Origin of the sequence: Caballeronia telluris, from assembly GCF_001544495.1 — a bacterium.
Classification (GTDB): domain Bacteria; phylum Pseudomonadota; class Gammaproteobacteria; order Burkholderiales; family Burkholderiaceae; genus Caballeronia; species Caballeronia telluris.
Genome location: NZ_FCNZ02000001.1, coordinates 165124 through 183588, shown reverse-complemented (window position 1 = coordinate 183588; position 18465 = coordinate 165124). Strand labels below are relative to the sequence as shown.

The window sequence follows — 18465 nt, the reverse complement described above, 5'->3', positions numbered from 1 at the left end:
TGAACGCCCAAACGCGCGCGCGCCGCGTGTTGGCTTCGTCTCAGTGCCCCGCCGCCAGTGCCAGCTTCGGCTTACCGTGTTGCGCGGCGCGCTCGTAGGCATCGACGGCGAACGCGAAAACCGCCGGTAGCGCGTCGGACGAACGAAAATCGACGACATCGTCGGTCTCCGGGTACTGGAACGCGTCCGGACGCGCGAACAGTTCGCGCAAAGCCGCTTCGTGCCGGCCGGCGAATCCGAGGTCCGCCACCGCTTCCCCTTCGATCGCGTGCAGCAGTCGCCACGTGAGCGGCACACCCTGCTCGATGTAGCGCGCCGCGATCTGGCGAGTAATACGCTCGAGATCGCGCACCGCCCGGGCAAACTGCTTTTTGTTCAGATTCTCGCCGTTCGAGTCCATCTTGTTCCCCTTCTACACGTCGTTGTGTACTGTACATACATACAGTATTTGTAGCAACGAGAATAGCGTCGCTCTACTCGCGCGGTCTGTATGTGCGATTCCGCCTACGCGCTTATCAGACATGCGCGGCTATGCGCGCCGCGCCACGGAGCGCATCGTAGAGTCATGCTCGGCGACGTCCTCAGGGACGCTCCCGGCGAGGCGCGACAGTTGCGGTGCGCACTGCGCCAAGCGCCTAAAACCGATGCACTTCAAGGAGATCGACGATGAACAAGGATCAAACGGACGGCGTACTGAAGCAAGCGAAGGGCAAGGTCAACGAAGTCGTCGGCAAGGTCACCAATGACCCGGCGCAGGAAGCCAAGGGCGACATGCAGCAGGCGGCCGGCAAGGTACAGAAAGGCGTCGGCGATGCACGCGAAGACCTGAAGGACAGCGTGAAGAAGAACCCGTAAGGGTCGTAGCGAGTTGTCCGGCCGCATAGCTGTGGCCTGAGAGGCGGGACACGTTTAACGCGTGTCCCGTTTTTTTTCGCGTCATGCGCGCGTGGGCTGAAGGACCTGAAAACTTTATGCGCATCAAGTTTTTGCCGCGCCCCGGGCCGCCCGCGTTGCAACCTCGCGACGCTCAACCGTGGATCACGACCAATAGCGCTTTTGCCTCCGCTCGCCCGACGTTGCGGATCGCGTGCGGTTCGTCGGCGGCATAACGCGCGGTCTCGGCTGCTTTCACGCGCCGGGTCGTCCCCGATGCGTCCACTTCGATCGTCCCGTTGAGTACCGTGAGATGTTCGCGCGTACCCGGCTCGTGCGCGTTGGAGACGAGCGCCCCACCCGGCTGCAGCGTCAGTTCGTACCATTCGAATTTACCGGCCAGCTCGATGGGCCCCCACACGCGCAACTGGTATGCGCCTTCGTCGCCGCTCAAAGTCGGAATCTCGTGCGGCCCCGCGACGCGAATCGTGTCCGCTTGCTTCTGTTGCGCGAACAACTGATCGAGGCTGATGCCGAGCGCGTTCGTCAGCCGCCACGCAACCGCGATCGTGGGATTGGCTTTGTCCCGCTCGATTTCCGACAACATCGATTTCGATACGCCCGCAGCGCGCGATAAATCGTCGAGCGTCAATTTTCTTTCGTTGCGCAACCGCTGTATTTGTTCACCCACCCGCGGCGGCGCCGCTACCGCGGGCGGCGCCAGCGCGCCTGCTTTGTCTCTCGTGCCCGAGCTTGCCATCGACGCGTCTATCCCTTAGAGTGTTCGGTATATTGGAAATCAATTCGAAATATCGAATATGTCCAGCCCAATGGATCGACTATAACAGGCTTGAGGCCCGCGTAATCGACGCGGCGAACCGCCCAGCCACCGACCACACGAGTCCACGATGAAAGAGCGCTATCTGTCTCACGTGCAGCACACGATTGACGAAATTCGCGCGGCGGGTTTCTACAAGACCGAGCGAGTGATCGCTAGCCCGCAATCGTCGGACATTCGGCTCGCCGACGGCGACGAAGTGCTGAACTTCTGCGCGAACAATTACCTCGGCCTCGCCGACGACCGGCGTCTGATCGACGCGGCCAAGGCGGGACTCGATGCGGACGGCTTCGGCATGGCGTCAGTGCGCTTCATCTGCGGGACGCAAAGCGTGCACAAGGCGCTCGAAAAGGCGCTCGCCGATTTCCTGCTGACCGACGACGCGATTCTCTATTCGAGCTGCTTCGATGCGAACGGCGGTCTTTTCGAGACACTGTTGGGCGAAGAAGACGCGATCATCAGCGACGAGTTGAACCACGCGAGCATCATCGACGGCGTGCGGCTCTCGAAGGCGAAGCGCCTGCGTTACCGGAACAACGATCTCGCCGATCTCGAAGCGAAATTGCAGGAAGCCGACCAAGCCGGCGCGCGCTTCAAACTGATCGCGACCGACGGCGTGTTTTCGATGGACGGCATCATCGCCGACCTCGCCGGCATTTGCGATCTCGCCGACCGCTATGGCGCGCTCGTGATGGTCGACGACTCGCACGCGGTCGGCTTCATCGGCCCGAACGGGCGCGGCACGCCGGAACACTGCGGCGTGCTCGACCGCGTCGACATCATCACGGGCACGCTCGGCAAGGCACTCGGCGGTGCGTCGGGCGGCTACGTCGCCGCGCACAAGGAAATCGTCGAATTGCTACGCCAGCGCAGCCGGCCGTATCTCTTTTCGAACACGCTCGCGCCGAGCATCGCGTCCGCGTCGCTGAAAGTGCTGGAATTGCTCGCGAGCGCGGAAGGCGACGCGCTCAGACGGCGCGTCCACGAAAACGGCGCGCGGTTTCGCGCGGCAATGAGCGCGCTCGGCTTCACGCTCGTTCCCGGCGACCATCCGATCATCCCCGTCATGCTCGGCGACGCGCAACTCGCCTCGAAGATGGCCGACGCGTTGCTCGAAGAAGGCGTCTATGTGATCGGTTTTTCTTATCCGGTCGTACCGAAAGGGGGCGCGCGGATTCGCACGCAGATGAGCGCCGCGCATACGCCGGAACAGATCGACCGCGCGATCGACGCGTTCGCGCGAGTCGGACGATCGCTCGGCGTGATCTGAGCGGCGTCCGGACGAGCACCCCAAAAACTTGATGCGCATAAAGTTCGCCTCGCCTCGCGGCAAGCGCGCATCGCTCCTCACCATCGACGACATAACGCCGAGCCGCGCATCGACCGCGCTTAAGGATCGCCACCCATGAAAGCTTTAGCCAAACTCGAACGCGCGCCGGGCCTGACGATGACGCGCGTGAAGCGTCCGGAGGTCGGCCATAACGACGTCCTGATCCGCATCAGGAAAACGGCCATCTGCGGGACCGACATCCATATCTGGAAGTGGGACGAATGGGCGCAAAAGACGATTCCCGTGCCGATGCACGTCGGGCACGAGTACGTCGGCGAAATTGTCGAGATGGGGCAGGAGGTGCGCGGATTTTCGCTGGGCGACCGCGTGTCGGGCGAAGGGCATATCACCTGCGGGTTCTGCCGCAACTGCCGGGCAGGGCGTCGGCATCTATGTCGCAATACGGTCGGTGTCGGCGTGAACCGGGAGGGCGCGTTCGCGGAATATCTCGTGATTCCCGCGTTCAACGCATTCAAGATTCCCGCCGACATCTCCGACGACCTCGCCGCCATCTTCGATCCGTTCGGCAACGCGACGCACACGGCGCTGTCGTTCAATCTCGTCGGCGAGGACGTGCTGATTACCGGCGCCGGACCGATCGGCGTGATGGCCGTCGCGATTGCGCGGCACGTCGGCGCGCGCAATGTCGTCGTGACGGACGTCAACGAATACCGGCTCGAACTCGCGCGCAAGATGGGCGCGACGCGCGCCGTGAATGTCGCGAGCGAAAATTTGCGCGACGTGATGAGCGAACTCGGCATGACCGAGGGCTTCGACGTCGGGATGGAAATGTCCGGCGTGCCGAGTGCGTTCACGGGGCTGCTCGAAGCGATGAACCACGGCGGCAAGGTCGCGCTGCTGGGCATTCCGCCCGCGCAAACCGCGATCGATTGGAATCAGGTGATTTTCAAGGGACTGGAAATCAAGGGCATCTACGGGCGCGAGATGTTCGAGACCTGGTACAAGATGGTCGCGATGTTGCAGAGCGGGCTCGACCTCTCGCCGATTCTGACGCACACCTATCCCGTCGACGACTTCGAGCGCGCGTTCGCCACGATGCTCTCCGGCAACAGCGGCAAGGTCGTGCTCGACTGGACCGCGGCCTGAGCGATCGCGCGCGGTCGCTTCCGCTCACCGCGCCGCGTCTGCCGGCGCCTTCACGAACTCGGCCTGAATGGCGACGTGCACATCGTCGCCGACGGCCGGATACCACTTCGACAACCCGAACTGCGCTCGGCTGAAATGCCCGTCGGCGGAAAAGCCCAGCGTTTCCTGTTTCGTCAGCGGGTTGGGCGCGTGTCCGTTGAACGTCACGTTCAGCGTGACCGGCCGGGTCGTGCCGTGCACGGTCAGGTCGCCGGTCAGCGTGCCCTTGTCGTCACCGGTGCGCACGAAACGCGTGCTCACGAAGCGAATCTCCGGATAGCGCTCGGTCTCGAACATGTCCGGGCCTCTCACCAGCCGGTCGAGCAGCGCAACGTTCGTATTCACGCTTGCTGCGTCGATCGTCGCGGACACGGTGCTTTGCTCGACGCCGCCGCTGTTCCAGTCCAGCGCGGCTGCGACCTTGTCGAAGCGAATGACGAATCGCGAGTAGTGAAAGTGATCGACATCGAAACTCACGTTCCAGTGATGCGGGTCGAGCACGTAGCGCCCGGCCGGCACGCTGGCCTCGTTCGGCGACACGCGGTGCGTCACGACCTGCAACGGCGTACAGGCGATCAGGGCGAGAAGGGCGCCGCAGGCGGCCCAGGCGCGCGCGCGGTTCGATGCATGTCGGCTCATCATCGTATTTCACTTGAATGACGGTTGCGGAAGCGACGCAACGCGCGTTGCGCCGGGATCACGTCCCACACGATACACGCGCCTTCAGGTAGAGTTCCGGTCGAAAAACCTGTCTCGAAAAAGGCGTCCTCGCGAAATGCGAGGGCGGAAAACACATGCGTTCATGGTTGACCCGACTCGGCGCGTCACGCGCGACATGGCTCGTACTTGCGACTTGCGCGTCGCTTGCGGCGGCGCCGGAAGCCCGCGCTGGCGACTGGTGCGGCAACGGCGTGTGGATCGACGCGATGATCGGCTCGCATCACATCCACCCCAAGAAGGATTTCGAGGAATTCAATCCGGGCATCGGCGTCGAGTGCTGGATCGCGCCGGAATGGGCGCTGACAGGCGGGTACTTCCGCAATTCGCTGTCGAAGCCGTCGCTGTACGGCGGCGGCGTCTGGGCGCCGGAATTCGCGCACTGGGGATTTATCCGGCTGGCCGCGATGGGCGGCCTGATCTCCGGCTATCCGTACGGCAACTGGGGCTTCGGGCACGATCACACGATCGGGCCCGTGATCGCGCCGCTCATCATGGCCGAGTACCGGCGCGTCGGGGCGAACATCATCCTGATTCCGCCGATTCCATCGAGCGATCTGCCGTTCACGATCGGGTTCCAACTCAAGGTGAAGTTTTGAAGCGCTGCGGAATCTGAGAAGGCCCGAGAGGCGCAGGTCGGAACAGTTGCGTCGCACGCTGCGTCGAATCGCTTTTTCCTGCCGCTGAGGCACCAGACTTCCAATACGCGATCCGGTCCACGCCGCTGAACGGGATCGTGGCGCGTGTCGAGCCGCTCGTGCGGTCGAGCACGAGTGTGATCGACGGATTGCTCGCCGACGGGTCGCAACCACGACCGTGTCGTTATTCTGACCGCGACCGAGGCCGGCCGACGAGCCCGCCACGGCGGGCTGACGTTCACCTCGCCATCGGGGTTCGCGCTGGTGCCGTCATCGTTGACGAACGCCGCCGACGTTCCGGCGTGGTCACACACTAGCGCGCGTAGCGAAAACGCGTCTGCACGCGGCCCCGAAAATCATTCCCGCGATTCAAGGTCGCCGTCGTTCAGCCGTAAACGGAGGTTATTCCCGCCCGAAAAACCACCGCCCATGTTCGACCCCGACCCCGACGACGCCATCGCGCCACACACACCCGCCGAAAACGGGCGCGTCGGCACGCCGACTTCGCGCCGCAAGTTCCTCTCGATGATGCTGGCGTCAGCGGGCGGCGCGATGCTGTCAGGGTGCGGCGGCGGCGGTGGAACGCAAGCCGTGGGCAGCGTCGGCAAGGCGACGTCCGACCCGAGCCCCGCGTCGCAGGCCGTGGTGCCGGTTCCGCAGACGGTCCCGGAGACGGTCGCATCGTCTTCGAACGCCTCGACGCTCTTCTACGGCATGAACGGCCACATGGCCTACGGCAACGGCATCTACAAATCGATGTCGGCTGCCGAGCAACTCGCCATCCTCAAGGATCTGGGCGTCACCAACTACCGCTGCGACGTCGCGGGCAGCGTCATGTCACAGGTGCTCGCCGATGCATTGAAGGGCGCGTTCGCGGGCAGCGGCGTCTCGATCCTGCCTGTGCTCAATCCGTTTTCCGCCGGGTGGGACTGCACGAGTTCCGAAGCGGCGGCGTACACGCTCGGCTACGACCTCGGCGTGAACTGCGCGCGCCCGCTGAAGGGGCTCGTCACGCACATCGAATGCGGCAACGAACTCGACGTGCCGCTCAAGATCGGCGGCGACGGCAGTCTCTCGTCCGACTGGAACCCGGCCTACTGGCCGTCGTTTCGCGGCGCTTTGCGCGGGATGATCGACGGCGTGAAGTCGATCGATCCGTCCATCAAGTGCGGCGTTAACGTCGGCATTCCGATGGCGTATCGCGCGTTGCAGATGCTGTGGAACGGCGTTTCGCCCGATGGCAGCGCAGCGGGCGTGTCGGGCGCGGCGGCGCTGCGCTGGGATTTCACGAGCTATCACTGGTACAAAAGTTCCGGCGACATCCAGTGCGGCGGGCGCTACAACGCGTGCGTGGACGTGTTGCAGGTGCTGAAGGACTCGTTCGGCGTGCCGATCTGGCTGACGGAGTGGGGCTGGGCCGGCAGCGGGGACACACAGCAGTCGGCAGCCGACTACGTGACGAAGGCGCTCAAACAATACCGGTCGATCAAGGACAAGTACGACATCGAATCGGTGATGATGTACTGCGTGATCGACCCGAACTACGGGCTGATCCAGATGGACGGCAAGTCGAAGAATGCCGCTTACGCCGCGTTCAGGGACTTCGTCGCGGCGAATCCGGTCTAGCTGACCTTCTTCAGCACGAGCCGCGCCTCCAGCCCGCCGCCGGCACGGTTTTGCAGCGTCAGGATCGAATCCATCGCGAGCGCGAGTTGCCGCGCGATCGCCAGACCGAGCCCGGTGCCACCCGTGTGCCGGTTGCGTGAGCCTTCGAGGCGGTAGAACGGTTCGAACACGGCGTCCAGCGCTTCGGCCGGAATGCCCGGCCCGCGATCGAGCACCGCAATGACGACCTGACCGTCCGCGCGCGCCTCCACGCTGATTTCCGCGGCGCCGGCGAACTTCAGCGCGTTGTCGACCAGATTGCCGACGATCCGGCGCAGCGCCTGCGGACGCGTCACCAGCGGCCGCCCGACCTGGCCCTGCAGCGCCACCTTGCTCCCGGCGTCGAGATAGTCGCAGACGAGGCTGTCGAAGAGCGCATCCGGATCGATGCGGCAGGGCACCTCGCTCGCGCCGTGCAGCGTGCGCGCATACGTCACGCCTTCCTTGACGAGCGTTTCCATCTCGCGCAGATCCTGTTGCAGCTTGGCGCCCTGCGCGCTGTCGTCCATCACGTCGACGCGCAGGCGCATGCGGGTGATCGGCGTTTGCAGGTCGTGCGAAATCGCGGCCAGGATCTGCATGCGCTCGGTCATGTACATCGCGACGCGATCCTGCATCGCGTTGAAGGCCCGGGCCGCGCGCGCCACTTCGTCCGGACCGTCTTCCGGCAGGCGATCCGCCTTGAGGTCGGGTCCGAGCGTGTCGGCGGCCCGCGCGAGCTGCTTCAGCGGAAGCGTCGCGAGGCGCACGGCGAGCCAGCAGCACGCGCCGACCACCGCCAGTTGCAGTGCCAGCACGAGCGGCAGCCAGCGCGACAGCGGCGCGCCCGGCATCGGCCGATAGTCGATGGTGAGCGGCGCGCCGTCACTCAGGTTCAGGTGCACTTGCAGACGTTCGGGATCGCCGGGAACGGCGTTCGCCGTCAGCGGATAGCGCTTGCCGATGCCTTCCGCAATCGAGCGGGCCACGCGCTCCGACAGTTCGGCATCGGGCGGTGCGCCCCCGATGCCCGGTCCGAGTTCGAACGTATAGGTGCGCCGCGCCAGCCGGGGCAGCCATTCGGCGCGTTCGGCGGGCGGCAGATGATCGAGCAGCGCGACCGAACTCGCGACCTCGCGTTCGATATAACCCATCATGACGTTGGTCATCGTCTGGTCGCGCTCGGTCATCGTGAGCCAGGACGACAGCGTCTGCGCGATCGCCAGACCGACGAAGAGGATCAACGCGAGTCGCGCGAACAGGCTGCGCGGCCAGCGCAGCAACGAGCGGGCGTTCATTGCGGACCTTCGAGCGGAACCACCGCCGCGGAGAACACGTAGCCTTCGCTGCGCAGCGTCTTGATGTAGCGCGGCTCGCGCGCGACGTCGTTCAGACGCTGACGCAGCCGGCTCACCAGCAAATCGATGGAACGGTCGAACGGGTCCGCTTGCCGGCCCTGTGTCAGGTTGAGCAACTGGTCGCGCGTCAGCACGCGCTGCGGGTGATCGAGAAACACGCGCAGCAGCCGGTACTCCGCGCCCGAGAGCGCGACCATCGTGCCGTCCGGATCGAGCAGATGGCGCGCGGTCGTGTCGAGCCGCCAGTCGCCGAAGCTCAGTATCGGCGCGGATTCCACGACCTGCATGCCCGGCGGCAACATGCGCGCGCGGCGCAGCACCGAGCGAATGCGCGCCAGCAGTTCGCGCACCGCGAACGGCTTCGGCAGATAGTCGTCGGCGCCCATTTCCAGACCGACGATGCGGTCCGCTTCCTCGTTGCGCGCGGTGAGCATCACGACCGGCACCGCGCGGAACTTGCCCGCCCGCAATTCGCGGCACAGGACGAGTCCGTCCTCGCCGGGCATCATCAGGTCGAGCACGATCAGATCGGGCGCGCCCTGTTCGAGCGCGGCGCGCATCTCGCGCCCGTTCGCGGCAAGCGACACGCGCATGCCGTTCTTCTCGAGATACGTGGCGAGCAGTTCGCGAATCCCGCGATCGTCGTCGACGATCAGCACGTGGTCAGTGGTTTCCATCATCGGATCATGGTTTGTTGCGCTTGACCTGCACCCGGCCCGCATCGATTAGAAGACACTGCACCGGATTCGCCAGTTCGGCCGCGAATCCGCCTGCGAGGAACGCGACGATCGAAAGCAGTCGTCTCATGCGTCCTCCACGACCGACAGACTCGCGCCGTCCGAGAGACCAGCGTCAAGCGTATAGGGATCGACGCCCTCCAGGCAACCGATGTTCACGCGCCAGAGCTGCGGGTCTTTGCGCGTCTGGTGAAACGGGTAGATGCCGCAGTGTTTGCAGAAATAATGCTTCGCCACGCGCGTGTTGAACTGGTACAGCGTGAGCGCGTCTTCGCCACTCAGGATCGCAAGTTCGGCGGCGGCGAACGGCGGCGTCATCAACGCGCCCTTGCGGCGGCACAGGCTGCAATTGCAGCGCGACGCTGGCGCGAGCGCGGTGCGAACTTCGAACCGGACGCGACCGCAATGACAGGCTCCGTGCAACAGCTGGGTATTCGTGCTCATGTGATGCTCCGTGATCGTCGATGACTGCGTTATAGCGCAGGTCGGGCGGAGTTTTGTATCCCAGTGTATCCCGCCGTTCGCACGATACATAACATTGCACAAACCACCCCGCGACGACACAAGCCGGATACGCGCAAACGGTCCAATACGGCCATTCCAACCCGTATGCAAAGGACCTGACATGCTCTCCCGACTCAAGAACGTCGCAGCCCTGACCGTCTTCGCGGTGGCCGCCGCAACCAGCGGCGCCGCCATCGCGGGCACGCCGGTGAACAGCAAGCCCGCGCCGGAATTCACCGGCATCGATTCGTGGATCAACAGCGATCCGCTGACGCTCAACCAGTTGCGAGGAAAGGTCGTGCTGGTCGACTTCTGGACCTATAGCTGCATCAACTGCATCCATACGCTGCCGCAAGTCCAGAGCTGGAATCAGAAATTCAAGGACCAGGGGCTCGTGGTCGTCGGCGTGCATACGCCCGAGTTTCCGTTCGAGCGCGACACGGGCAACGTGAAGTCGGCCGTCAAGCGCTACGGCATCACTTTCCCGGTGGCTCAGGACAATCGCTACGCGACCTGGCGCGCCTACGACAACCAGTATTGGCCCGCCTTCTATCTCATCGACAAGCAAGGTCAGGTGGTCTACAGCCACTTCGGCGAAGGCGATTACGCGCAGACCGAGGCCGCGATCAAGACCTTGCTCGCACAGAAGTAGGGCGGCAGCCGCCGCGGTCTTCGGGTGGTTTCGTATCGCAATGTATCCAGCGTCTCAGCCGATACACAACATTGCAAAACACGGATTTTCCGACATGAGCCAGATACATCGGCGGGTTCAAATTGCATCAACGACGGATTCCACACGACAAGCCAGCAGCACCCGATGGAATCCCGGCGTCTTACCTTTTAATCGTTCCAGGAGAACACCATGAAAACCTCGATCATCGCTTTGGCCCTCGCCGCTTCCGCCTTCACGGGTATCGCTCACGCTGCCGTGCCCGCGCCTGATGGCGCCGACAAGACGGCCGTCGTGTCTGTGAGCCGCAACAGTGTGATGGCGAAGACGCGCGCGGAAGTCCGGCAAGAACTGGTGCACGCGCAGAAGGACGGTCAGATTGCGTCGCTCAGCAACCTGTATCGCGGTAGCTGAAAGTCGAAAGGCCGGTCCGATGATCGCATCGACCGGCCCCGCAACCTCATTCATTCATCAAGGATCAATCATGTTCAAGCGTCTTATCACCGCGACTGTCGTCACCGTTGGACTCGCCGCCGCCGGCTCCGTGTTCGCGAGCAGCGGCTATGGCCCCGCGCCGCATTACAACCCGACGGCCGGCGCGCCCGCGTCGCAACGCGGCGTGAGCACTCAGACGATCAACGCCGAATACGCGAATGCCGACACCGGCACGCAATCGTATGGCGGCGTGCGCGATACGACATCGCAATCGGGCGTCTTCGTTGGATCGAATGGGTCCGCATCGCTCTTCGCGCATCACTAAGCCAATCCATCACGCAAGGAATTCATCATGACCCAGATCGACAAAGTGCTCTACACCGGCAAGACGCACACCACCGGCGGCCGCGACGGCGCCGCCCGCAGTTCGGACGGACGCCTCGACGTCAAGCTCTCGGCGCCCGGCTCGAAGGGCAGCGGCACGAATCCCGAGCAGATGCTGGCGGCCGGCTGGTCCGCGTGTTTCATCGGCGCGATGGGGCTGGCGGCAGCGAAGATGAAAGTCGCGCTTCCCGCCGATACGGCCGTCGATGCCGAAGTCGATCTCGGTACGACCGATGGCGCCTACTTCCTTCAGGCTCGACTGAACGTGAGCCTGCCGGGCGTGGATCGCGAAGTCGCCCGCGCGCTTGCGGACGCCGCGCACCAGACTTGCCCGTATTCGAAGGCGACGCGCGGCAACATCGACGTCGTCATCAACGTGGTCTGAGAAGAAGCAGCGAGGCGCCTTATCGAGCGCGCCTCGCGAGCGGACTGCATTAGCCGGCAAGCGAAGCCATGTCGATGACGAAGCGATACTTCACATCGCTCTTCAGCATGCGTTCATACGCTTCGTTGATCTGATCCATGCGGATCATTTCGATGTCGGACGTGATGCCGTGCTTGCCGCAGAAGTCGAGCATTTCCTGCGTTTCCGCGATGCCGCCGATCAGCGATCCCGCGAGCGAGCGCCGCTTGAAGATCATGCTCATCACCGACGGCGAAGGGTGAGGATGTTCGGGAGCGCCGACAAGCGTCATCGTGCCATCGCGCTTGAGCAGCGCGATGAACTGATCGAGATCGTGGGAAGCAGCCACCGTGTTCAGGATGAAGTCGAAGCTGTTCGCGTGAGCCGCCATCTGATCGGGGTCTTTCGAGATCACGACTTCATGCGCGCCGAGGCGCTTGCCGTCCTCGATCTTGCCCGGCGATCTGGTGAACAGAACGACATGCGCGCCCAGCGCCGCCGCGATCTTCACGCCCATGTGCCCGAGGCCACCCAGCCCGACGATGCCGACCTTCTGCCCCCTTTGCACGTTCCAGTGCTTGAGCGGCGAGTAAGTCGTGATGCCCGCGCACAAGAGCGGCGCGACGGCGGCGAGTTCGAGGTTTTCCGGAATCGACAGCGTAAACGCCTCGTCGACGACAACCGATGTCGAATAGCCGCCGAACGTCACGCCGCCTGAGTGCTTGTCGGGCGAGTTGTAGGTCTGGATGAAGCTGTCGGGCCCTTCGCAATACTGTTCGAGGCCTTCCTTGCAGGCGGCGCAGGTCCGGCACGAATCGACCATGCATCCGACGCCCGCGAGTTGCCCCACCTTGAACTTCGTCACTTCGGAACCGACCGCCGACACCCGGCCGACGATCTCGTGTCCAGGCACGACCGGGTAATTGGTCGCGCCCCATTCGTTGCGGGCCATATGCAGATCGGAATGACACACGCCGCAATAAAGAATGTCGATGCGCACGTCGTGTTCCTTGACGTCGCGACGCTCGACCGAGAAGGGCGCAAGCGGCGACTCCGCCGATTGCGCTGCATATGCGTGGGCTTTCATCATGTTTGGGAAATTTGAGAGGGGTTGGGGAAGGGGCACGCCGAGAACCGGCCTCGACGCGCCTGATGAGAGGCCGCTCGACGGGCGTGCGCCATCATCGCCGAAAAGAAGAAAGCACGCGCAAATGGCGGACGCCAGGCTTGACGCGCAGCATGGTCCTTCCACCCGTCTTGCGACTCCTTTCCCGAGCCATCTAATTTGTTTATGTCAGATGTAACGACGATGATCGGAGGCAGAACCGCATCCAGCGGGGACCGGAGAGCAGGAAAGGGGATCGCATACCGTTGCAGGCGCGCCGGACATCTGGTTTACACCGGCTGTCGACAGGCGGACGCTTTCTCTTATCGTCGCGATTCACAGTAGCGGCCGGCCGGATCGACCCAGAAACCTCGAAAGCGTCGAAGCCCGGTTGAAACAAGTTTTGAAGGAGTACAAGCATGGCACGCATCATCGGAGGCATCGCCGCCTCGCACACGCCCACCATCGGTTTTGCTTTCGACAAGAACAAGCGCGACGATCCCGTCTGGGCGCCGATCTTCGAGAACTTCGCGCCCGTCGCCGACTGGCTCGCGGACAAGAAACCGGACGTGATTCTCACCATCTACAACGACCACGTCACGTCCTTCTTCTTCGACCACTACTCGGCGTTCACGCTGGGCGTCGGGCCGGAATGGCACGTCGCGGACGAAGGCGGCGGCGCGCGCGACCTGCCGTCGATCAAGGGACATCCGGCGCTGGCGGCGCACATCGGCACGTCGCTGATGACCGATGAATTCGACATGTCGTTCTTCCAGAACAAGCCGCTCGACCACGGCTGTTTCTCGCCGCTGTCGATGCTCGTTCCGCACAAGCCGGAGTGGCCCGTGAAGCTGGTGCCGCTGCAAATGGGCGTGCTGCAACTGCCGATCCCGAGCGCGCGCCGCTTCTACAAGCTCGGACAGGCGCTGCGCCGTGCCATCGAAAGCTATCCGGAGGACATCAAGGTCGCGGTGCTCGCGACCGGCGGCCTCTCGCATCAGGTGCATGGCGAACGGGCGGGCTTTAACAACATGGCGTGGGACCAGCGCTTTCTCGACCTGTTCGAACGCGACCCCGAGCAACTCGCCGACATGACCATCGCGGAATACGCGGAACTCGGCGGCTATGAAGGCGCGGAAGTCGTGATGTGGCTGACGATGCGCGGCGCGTTGTCGAACAACGTCGTGTGCAAGCACCGCAGCTATTACCTGCCGTCGATGGCGGGCATCGCGACGGCCATCTACGAAGGCGAGGACAGCGAGACCAAGCCGGCCATCGTCGAGCGTCATCGACAGCGCATGGCGCTTCAGCTGACCGATGTCGAGAAGCTCGAAGGCACGTATCCGTTCTCGATCGAAACGGCCGTGCGCGCGTACCGGATCAACGATTACCTGCATCGCATGGTCGAGCCGGCGCATCGCGAGGCGTTCATGCGTGATCCGGAAACGAGCTTCGAAGCCGCGGGCCTCAGCGAGGAAGAGCGCGACATGATCCGCCGCCGCGACTGGCGCGCGCTGCTGCACTACGGCGTCATCTTTTTCATGCTCGAAAAACTCGGTGCTGTCACCGGCGTGTCGAATCTGCACATCTATGCCGCAATGCGCGGGCAGTCGCTGGAAGCGTTCCAGCGCACGCGCAATGCGCCGGGCGCGCTCTACTCGGTGGCGGGCAAGAGTGCCGGCAAGCTCGACTGGGAAAGCGCGGAAAAGGGCAAGAACTGACCCTTGCGGCCAAGCCAAAAAATCATAGGCAAAGTGGAGACAACAATGGCAAGCGGGAAAATGATTGACATCAAGGGCTTCATCGACGAGCGACCGATCTCGCCTTACCAGTGGCTGCTGGTGGCGCTGTGTTTTCTCATCGTGACCGCCGACGGCATGGACGTCGCCATCATGGGCTTCGTCGCACCGTCGATCATTCACGACTGGGCGATTTCGCGTCCCGCGTTCGGGCTGGTGATGAGCGCGGCGCCGATCGGCCTCGTGATCGGCGCGCTGGCGGCGGGGCCGGCTTCGGACCGCATCGGCCGCAAGTGGGTGCTGATCGCGTCGGTGTTCCTCTTCGGCATCTTCACGATCGCGACCGCGTTCACCACCACGCCGATGTCGATGGCCGCGCTGCGTCTCCTGACCGGCATCGGCCTCGGCGCCGCGATGCCCAACACGACGACGCTCCTCTCCGAGTACGCGCCCCAGCGCAAGCGCGCGCTGATGATCACGATCATGTTCACGGGCTTCAATCTCGGTTCGGCGCTGATCGGCTTCGCGGCCGGCTGGCTGATTCCGGTGCACGGCTGGCGCTCGGTCCTGATCTTCGGCGGCGCGCTGCCGCTCGTGCTGATCCCCCTGCAAATGTGGCTGCTGCCGGAGTCCGCGCGTCTTCTGGCGGTGCGCGGCGCACCCGCCGCCCGGATCGGCGCGGTGCTGGGCCGGGTCTGCGGCGCGCGCTTCCAGGGCGACGAGGTCTTCGTCTCCAGCGAACCGCCGCTGCCCACCCGCAAGCCGATCGGCGTGCTGTTCTCGCAAGGCTACGGCCTGATGACGGCGGCGCTCTGGGTCACGTACTTCATGGGCCTGCTCGTGATCTATCTGCTGACCGGCTGGCTGCCGACGCTCATGAAGGACGCCGGACTGACCGTGACCGCGGCGGCCAACGTGACGGCGATGTTCCAGGTCGGCGGCACGGTCGGCGCGATCCTGGTCGGCTTCCTGATGGACAAGGTCCGGCCGGCGCCCGTCATCAGCGCGGCGTATCTCGGCGGCGGTTTGTGCGTGCTCGGGCTGGGATGGATCGGCGCGATGTCGTCGTCGCTCACGCTGCTCGTGTTCGCCGCGGGCTTCTGCATGAGCGGCGCGCAGACCGGCCTGAACGCGTTCGCGCCGAGCCGCTACCCGACCGTGGCGCGCGCCACGGGTGTCAGCTGGATGCTCGGCATGGGACGCTTCGGCAGCATCTTCGGCTCCGCGATCGGCGGAGCGCTGCTCGGCTTTGGCTGGCAGTTCGGCGCGATCCTGGCGATGCTGGCCGTGCCCGCGACGCTCGCCGCCGTCGCGATCCTGCTGGCCCAGCGCACGAACGCGAGCGAAGCGGCGCCGCAGCCGAACACGGCGCACTAGAAGCGTCGGCGCGCGTGAAGACCGCGCGCCGACAATCGAATCAGTTTTGGGAAAGACGATGATCATCGACATTCACGGCCACTACACGACCGCGCCGAAAGCGCTGGAAACGTGGCGCAACCGCCAGATCGCGGCGATCGGCAACCCGTCCGAGCGGCCGAAGGTATCGGACCTGCACATCAGCGACGACGAGCTGCGCGAGTCGATCGAAAGCAATCAGTTGAAGCTGATGCGCGAGCGCGGCCTGGACCTCACGATCTTCAGTCCGCGTGCGAGCTTCATGGCGCATCACATCGGCGATGTCGAGGTGTCGAGCACGTGGGCCGCGATCTGCAACGAGCTGTGCTTTCGCGTGAGCCAGCTGTTTCCCGATCACTTCATTCCGGCCGCGATGCTGCCGCAAAGCCCGGGCGTTGACACGGCAACGTGCATCCCCGAACTCGTCAAATGCGTCGAACAGTACGGCAACGTGGCGATCAACCTGAACCCGGACCCGTCGGGCGGCCACTGGACGAGTCCGCCGCTCTCGGACCGCTACTGGTATCCGGTCTACGAGAAGATGGTCGAGTACGACATCCCCGCGATGATCCACGTGAGCACGAGCTGCAACGCCTGCTTTCACACGACCGGCGCGCATTACCTGAACGCGGACACGACCGCCTTCATGCAGTGCCTCACCTCCGACCTGTTCCGCGATTTCCCGGCCCTGCGCTTCGTGATTCCGCATGGCGGCGGCGCGGTGCCGTATCACTGGGGACGCTTTCGCGGGCTCGCGCAGGAGATGAAGAAGCCGCCGCTGACGGAGCATCTGCTCAACAACGTCTTCTTCGATACCTGTGTCTATCATCAGCCGGGCGTCGATCTGCTGACGCGCGTGATTCCGGTGGACAACATCCTGTTTGCAAGCGAGATGATCGGCGCCGTGCGCGGCATCGATCCGGAAACGGGCCACTATTTCGACGATACCAAGCGCTACATCGACGCGGCTTACATCGATGCTGAAGAGCGGTTCAAGATTTACGAAGGCAATGCGCGACGCGTCTATCCGCGTCTCGATGCCGCGCTGAAAACCAAGGGACGTTGATCATGTACGAACTCGGAGTGGTGTATCGCAACATTCGACGCGCGGACGGCGACGTCGCCGCGAAACTCGGTGCGCTCGGAACCGCGACGGTGCACGAGGCGCTCGGCCGCGTCGGCCTGATGAAGCCCTACATGCGGCCGATTCACGCCGGCACGCAGGCAAGCGGCACCGCCGTGACAGTCTTGCTGCAGCCGGGCGACAACTGGATGCTGCATGTCGCGGCGGAACAGATCCAGCCGGGCGACGTCGTCGTGGCGGCGGTCACGACCGACTGCACCGACGGCTACTTCGGCGACCTTCTGGCGACGAGCTTCAAGGCGCGCGGCGCGCGCGGGCTCATCATCGACGGCGGCGTGCGCGACGTGCGCGTGCTGGGCGAGATGCACTTTCCGGTGTGGAGCCGTGCCGTATCCGCGAAGGGCACGGTCAAGGCGACGCTCGGCTCGGTGAACATTCCGGTGGTCTGCGCGGGCGCGCTAGTGAGCCCGGGCGATGTCGTCGTCGCGGACGATGACGGCGTGGTCGTGGTGCCGGCGGCTGTGGCGCAGAAGGTGCTCGACAAGGCGCTCGCGCGCGAGGCCAACGAAGGCGAGAAGCGCGCGAAACTGGCGTCCGGCGTGCTCGGACTCGACATGTACAGCATGCGCGAGCCGTTGCGCGAGGCCGGGCTGCGCTATATCGACTGAGCGGCTTCGGACCATGAGCAAGGAAATCACCGTCATCTCTTCGATGGCGACGCGTCAGGTGCTGGCCGACCTCGTCGAGCAATACGAGCGGCGCTCGGGGCAGCGGGTGGTCGTCCAGTCGGTGGGCGGCGTCGCGGCGCTTGCGCGCGTTCAGGACGGCGAGCCATTCGACGTCGTCGTGCTCGCGGCGGACGCGATCGCGCGGCTCACGGCGGCGGGTTGCGTCGATGCCGGCAGTCGCGTCGATCTGGCGCGTTCGGGTGTCGCGGTTGCCGTGGCTGCGGGCGCGGCGCGGCCGGAGATCGGCTCGGAGGCGGCCGTGCGCGACGCTATTCTGGCCGCCCGCAGCATCGGCTATTCGACCGGGCCGAGCGGCGCACACCTCGCGCGTCTCTTCGAGCGCTGGGGCATCGCCGGGACCATCGCGCCGCGCATCGTGCAGGCGCCGCCTGGCGTGCCGGTCGGTGCGCTCATCGCGCGCGGCAAAGTGGAACTCGGATTCCAGCAGACGAGCGAACTGATTCACGTGCCGGGCATCGAGGTGATCGGGGCGCTGCCGCCCGGGATTCAGGCGACGACGGTTTTTTCGGCTGCGATCTGCACGGCGTCATCGCTGCCGGACGCGGCCAGGGCGTTGATCGCGTTTCTTGCGTCGACGCAGGCGGAGTCGGCCAAGCTTGCGCATGGGATGGAGCCTGCGTGAGGCGTTGACCAGGGCTCTGCCGTTCGAAGATGCTTGATCCTCTCCATATCAAGTACAAATTTACTTGGTTATCCGAAAATATCAGAGTTATCGT

22 protein-coding genes are annotated in these 18465 nt (G+C 64.3%); 14 read left to right on the top strand and 8 right to left on the bottom strand.

All coding sequences use genetic code 11. From position 1 onward, the window contains the following. Positions 1-40 precede the first annotated feature (40 nt). Positions 41-400 (bottom strand): DUF2471 family protein, encoded by a 360-nt coding sequence (locus tag AWB66_RS00840; RefSeq protein WP_087628361.1) that lies wholly within the window; start codon positions 398-400, stop codon positions 41-43. 266 nt (positions 401-666) lie between these two features. Here AWB66_RS00840 and AWB66_RS00835 point away from each other — a divergent pair, with 266 nt between their 5' ends. Continuing rightward, entirely contained in the window at positions 667-855 is a 189-nt protein-coding gene (locus AWB66_RS00835) for a CsbD family protein (protein WP_087628360.1), read from the top strand. Between the two features lie 172 nt (positions 856-1027). Here the strand turns inward: AWB66_RS00835 and AWB66_RS00830 are convergent, their stop codons facing one another. Beyond that, positions 1028-1645, bottom strand: a complete 618-nt coding sequence (locus tag AWB66_RS00830; protein ID WP_407642256.1) for a helix-turn-helix domain-containing protein — start codon at positions 1643-1645, stop codon at positions 1028-1030. A 136-nt stretch (positions 1646-1781) separates the two neighbouring features. On the opposite strand from AWB66_RS00830, the gene AWB66_RS00825 reads away from it, so the two are divergent. Both AWB66_RS00825 and tdh read left to right on the top strand, forming a co-directional pair. Continuing rightward, on the top strand, positions 1782-2981 hold the full coding sequence (locus tag AWB66_RS00825) for a glycine C-acetyltransferase (RefSeq protein ID WP_087628358.1): 1200 nt from the start codon (positions 1782-1784) through the stop codon (positions 2979-2981). A gap of 135 nt (positions 2982-3116) precedes the next feature. Continuing rightward, entirely contained in the window at positions 3117-4148 is a 1032-nt protein-coding gene (gene tdh / locus AWB66_RS00820; RefSeq protein ID WP_087628357.1) for an L-threonine 3-dehydrogenase, read from the top strand. 24 nt (positions 4149-4172) lie between these two features. Here tdh and AWB66_RS00815 read toward each other — a convergent pair whose 3' ends face one another. Next, on the bottom strand, positions 4173-4826 hold the full coding sequence (locus AWB66_RS00815) for a YceI family protein (RefSeq protein WP_407642255.1): 654 nt from the start codon (positions 4824-4826) through the stop codon (positions 4173-4175). Positions 4827-4981: 155 nt separating this feature from the next. Between AWB66_RS00815 and AWB66_RS00810 the strand changes: the two genes are divergently transcribed. Further along, a complete protein-coding gene (locus AWB66_RS00810) occupies positions 4982-5503 on the top strand; it encodes a hypothetical protein (RefSeq protein WP_087628355.1) in 522 nt (173 codons plus the stop codon). A gap of 468 nt (positions 5504-5971) precedes the next feature. Then, entirely contained in the window at positions 5972-7168 is a 1197-nt protein-coding gene (locus tag AWB66_RS00805) for a glycosyl hydrolase (RefSeq protein ID WP_087628354.1), read from the top strand. Here the strand turns inward: AWB66_RS00805 and AWB66_RS00800 are convergent. From AWB66_RS00800 to AWB66_RS00790, 4 genes are read right to left on the bottom strand one after another with little or no spacing between them, the layout of a single operon-like run. Further along, complete coding sequence (locus AWB66_RS00800; protein WP_087628353.1) at positions 7165-8484, bottom strand: ATP-binding protein; 1320 nt, start codon at positions 8482-8484, stop codon at positions 7165-7167. The genes AWB66_RS00805 and AWB66_RS00800 overlap by 4 nt on opposite strands. Further along, the gene (locus AWB66_RS00795; RefSeq protein WP_087628352.1) at positions 8481-9221 is read right to left on the bottom strand and encodes a response regulator; all 741 of its coding nucleotides are present in this window, start codon (positions 9219-9221) and stop codon (positions 8481-8483) included. The genes AWB66_RS00800 and AWB66_RS00795 overlap by 4 nt, the downstream gene beginning before the upstream one ends. Before the next feature lie 7 nt (positions 9222-9228). After that, the gene (locus tag AWB66_RS34865; RefSeq protein ID WP_268811125.1) at positions 9229-9351 is read right to left on the bottom strand and encodes a hypothetical protein; all 123 of its coding nucleotides are present in this window, start codon (positions 9349-9351) and stop codon (positions 9229-9231) included. After that, positions 9348-9725, bottom strand: coding sequence for a GFA family protein (locus tag AWB66_RS00790; protein WP_087628351.1), 378 nt, complete (start codon positions 9723-9725; stop codon positions 9348-9350). The genes AWB66_RS34865 and AWB66_RS00790 overlap by 4 nt, the downstream gene beginning before the upstream one ends. 181 nt (positions 9726-9906) lie before the next feature. Between AWB66_RS00790 and AWB66_RS00785 the strand changes: the two genes are divergently transcribed. The 4 genes from AWB66_RS00785 to AWB66_RS00770 all read left to right on the top strand — a co-directional run bounded on the left by AWB66_RS00785 (position 9907) and on the right by AWB66_RS00770 (position 11659). Beyond that, the gene (locus AWB66_RS00785; RefSeq protein ID WP_087628350.1) at positions 9907-10437 is read left to right on the top strand and encodes a thioredoxin family protein; all 531 of its coding nucleotides are present in this window, start codon (positions 9907-9909) and stop codon (positions 10435-10437) included. A 210-nt stretch (positions 10438-10647) separates the two neighbouring features. Further along, on the top strand, positions 10648-10869 hold the full coding sequence (locus AWB66_RS00780; protein WP_087628349.1) for a DUF4148 domain-containing protein: 222 nt from the start codon (positions 10648-10650) through the stop codon (positions 10867-10869). A 70-nt stretch (positions 10870-10939) separates the two neighbouring features. After that, the gene (locus tag AWB66_RS00775) at positions 10940-11215 is read left to right on the top strand and encodes a hypothetical protein (RefSeq protein ID WP_087628348.1); all 276 of its coding nucleotides are present in this window, start codon (positions 10940-10942) and stop codon (positions 11213-11215) included. A gap of 27 nt (positions 11216-11242) precedes the next feature. Continuing rightward, positions 11243-11659 carry an organic hydroperoxide resistance protein gene (locus tag AWB66_RS00770; RefSeq protein WP_087628347.1) on the top strand — a complete coding sequence of 139 codons (417 nt, stop codon included), beginning with the start codon at positions 11243-11245 and terminating at the stop codon, positions 11657-11659. 49 nt (positions 11660-11708) lie between these two features. Here AWB66_RS00770 and AWB66_RS00765 read toward each other — a convergent pair whose 3' ends face one another. Beyond that, positions 11709-12767, bottom strand: a complete 1059-nt coding sequence (locus AWB66_RS00765; RefSeq protein WP_087628346.1) for an NAD(P)-dependent alcohol dehydrogenase — start codon at positions 12765-12767, stop codon at positions 11709-11711. A gap of 434 nt (positions 12768-13201) precedes the next feature. On the opposite strand from AWB66_RS00765, the gene AWB66_RS00760 reads away from it, so the two are divergent. Genes AWB66_RS00760 through AWB66_RS00740 form a run of 5 tightly spaced genes read left to right on the top strand, consistent with a single transcriptional unit; the run spans position 13202 to position 18371 of the window. Beyond that, a complete protein-coding gene (locus AWB66_RS00760) occupies positions 13202-14503 on the top strand; it encodes a gallate dioxygenase (RefSeq protein WP_087628345.1) in 1302 nt (433 codons plus the stop codon). 45 nt (positions 14504-14548) lie between these two features. Next, complete coding sequence (locus AWB66_RS00755) at positions 14549-15898, top strand: MFS transporter (RefSeq protein WP_087628344.1); 1350 nt, start codon at positions 14549-14551, stop codon at positions 15896-15898. Between the two features lie 58 nt (positions 15899-15956). Continuing rightward, positions 15957-16982 carry an amidohydrolase family protein gene (locus AWB66_RS00750; RefSeq protein WP_087628765.1) on the top strand — a complete coding sequence of 342 codons (1026 nt, stop codon included), beginning with the start codon at positions 15957-15959 and terminating at the stop codon, positions 16980-16982. A 2-nt stretch (positions 16983-16984) separates the two neighbouring features. Further along, entirely contained in the window at positions 16985-17668 is a 684-nt protein-coding gene (ligK, locus tag AWB66_RS00745; protein ID WP_087628343.1) for a 4-carboxy-4-hydroxy-2-oxoadipate aldolase/oxaloacetate decarboxylase, read from the top strand. 13 nt (positions 17669-17681) lie between these two features. Further along, positions 17682-18371: a substrate-binding domain-containing protein gene (locus tag AWB66_RS00740; protein WP_087628342.1), complete on the top strand. Its 690-nt coding sequence runs from the start codon at positions 17682-17684 to the stop codon at positions 18369-18371. The last annotated feature ends 94 nt before the right edge of the window (positions 18372-18465 follow it).

Excerpts from the sequence above, each read along its gene's own strand:
- AWB66_RS00840 (WP_087628361.1), bottom strand. The coding sequence starts at position 400 with ATGGACTCGAACGGCGAGAATCTGAACAAAAAGCAGTTTGCCCGGGCG.
- AWB66_RS00835 (WP_087628360.1), top strand. The coding sequence starts at position 667 with ATGAACAAGGATCAAACGGACGGCGTACTGAAGCAAGCGAAGGGCAAG.
- AWB66_RS00825 (WP_087628358.1), top strand. The coding sequence starts at position 1,782 with ATGAAAGAGCGCTATCTGTCTCACGTGCAGCACACGATTGACGAAATT.
- tdh (WP_087628357.1), top strand. The coding sequence starts at position 3,117 with ATGAAAGCTTTAGCCAAACTCGAACGCGCGCCGGGCCTGACGATGACG.
- AWB66_RS00815 (WP_407642255.1), bottom strand. The coding sequence starts at position 4,826 with ATGAGCCGACATGCATCGAACCGCGCGCGCGCCTGGGCCGCCTGCGGC.
- AWB66_RS00810 (WP_087628355.1), top strand. The coding sequence starts at position 4,982 with ATGCGTTCATGGTTGACCCGACTCGGCGCGTCACGCGCGACATGGCTC.
- AWB66_RS00805 (WP_087628354.1), top strand. The coding sequence starts at position 5,972 with ATGTTCGACCCCGACCCCGACGACGCCATCGCGCCACACACACCCGCC.
- AWB66_RS00800 (WP_087628353.1), bottom strand. The coding sequence starts at position 8,484 with ATGAACGCCCGCTCGTTGCTGCGCTGGCCGCGCAGCCTGTTCGCGCGA.
- AWB66_RS00795 (WP_087628352.1), bottom strand. The coding sequence starts at position 9,221 with ATGGAAACCACTGACCACGTGCTGATCGTCGACGACGATCGCGGGATT.
- AWB66_RS34865 (WP_268811125.1), bottom strand. The coding sequence starts at position 9,351 with ATGAGACGACTGCTTTCGATCGTCGCGTTCCTCGCAGGCGGATTCGCG.
- AWB66_RS00790 (WP_087628351.1), bottom strand. The coding sequence starts at position 9,725 with ATGAGCACGAATACCCAGCTGTTGCACGGAGCCTGTCATTGCGGTCGC.
- AWB66_RS00785 (WP_087628350.1), top strand. The coding sequence starts at position 9,907 with ATGCTCTCCCGACTCAAGAACGTCGCAGCCCTGACCGTCTTCGCGGTG.
- AWB66_RS00780 (WP_087628349.1), top strand. The coding sequence starts at position 10,648 with ATGAAAACCTCGATCATCGCTTTGGCCCTCGCCGCTTCCGCCTTCACG.
- AWB66_RS00775 (WP_087628348.1), top strand. The coding sequence starts at position 10,940 with ATGTTCAAGCGTCTTATCACCGCGACTGTCGTCACCGTTGGACTCGCC.
- AWB66_RS00770 (WP_087628347.1), top strand. The coding sequence starts at position 11,243 with ATGACCCAGATCGACAAAGTGCTCTACACCGGCAAGACGCACACCACC.
- AWB66_RS00765 (WP_087628346.1), bottom strand. The coding sequence starts at position 12,767 with ATGATGAAAGCCCACGCATATGCAGCGCAATCGGCGGAGTCGCCGCTT.
- AWB66_RS00760 (WP_087628345.1), top strand. The coding sequence starts at position 13,202 with ATGGCACGCATCATCGGAGGCATCGCCGCCTCGCACACGCCCACCATC.
- AWB66_RS00755 (WP_087628344.1), top strand. The coding sequence starts at position 14,549 with ATGGCAAGCGGGAAAATGATTGACATCAAGGGCTTCATCGACGAGCGA.
- AWB66_RS00750 (WP_087628765.1), top strand. The coding sequence starts at position 15,957 with ATGATCATCGACATTCACGGCCACTACACGACCGCGCCGAAAGCGCTG.
- ligK (WP_087628343.1), top strand. The coding sequence starts at position 16,985 with ATGTACGAACTCGGAGTGGTGTATCGCAACATTCGACGCGCGGACGGC.
- AWB66_RS00740 (WP_087628342.1), top strand. The coding sequence starts at position 17,682 with ATGAGCAAGGAAATCACCGTCATCTCTTCGATGGCGACGCGTCAGGTG.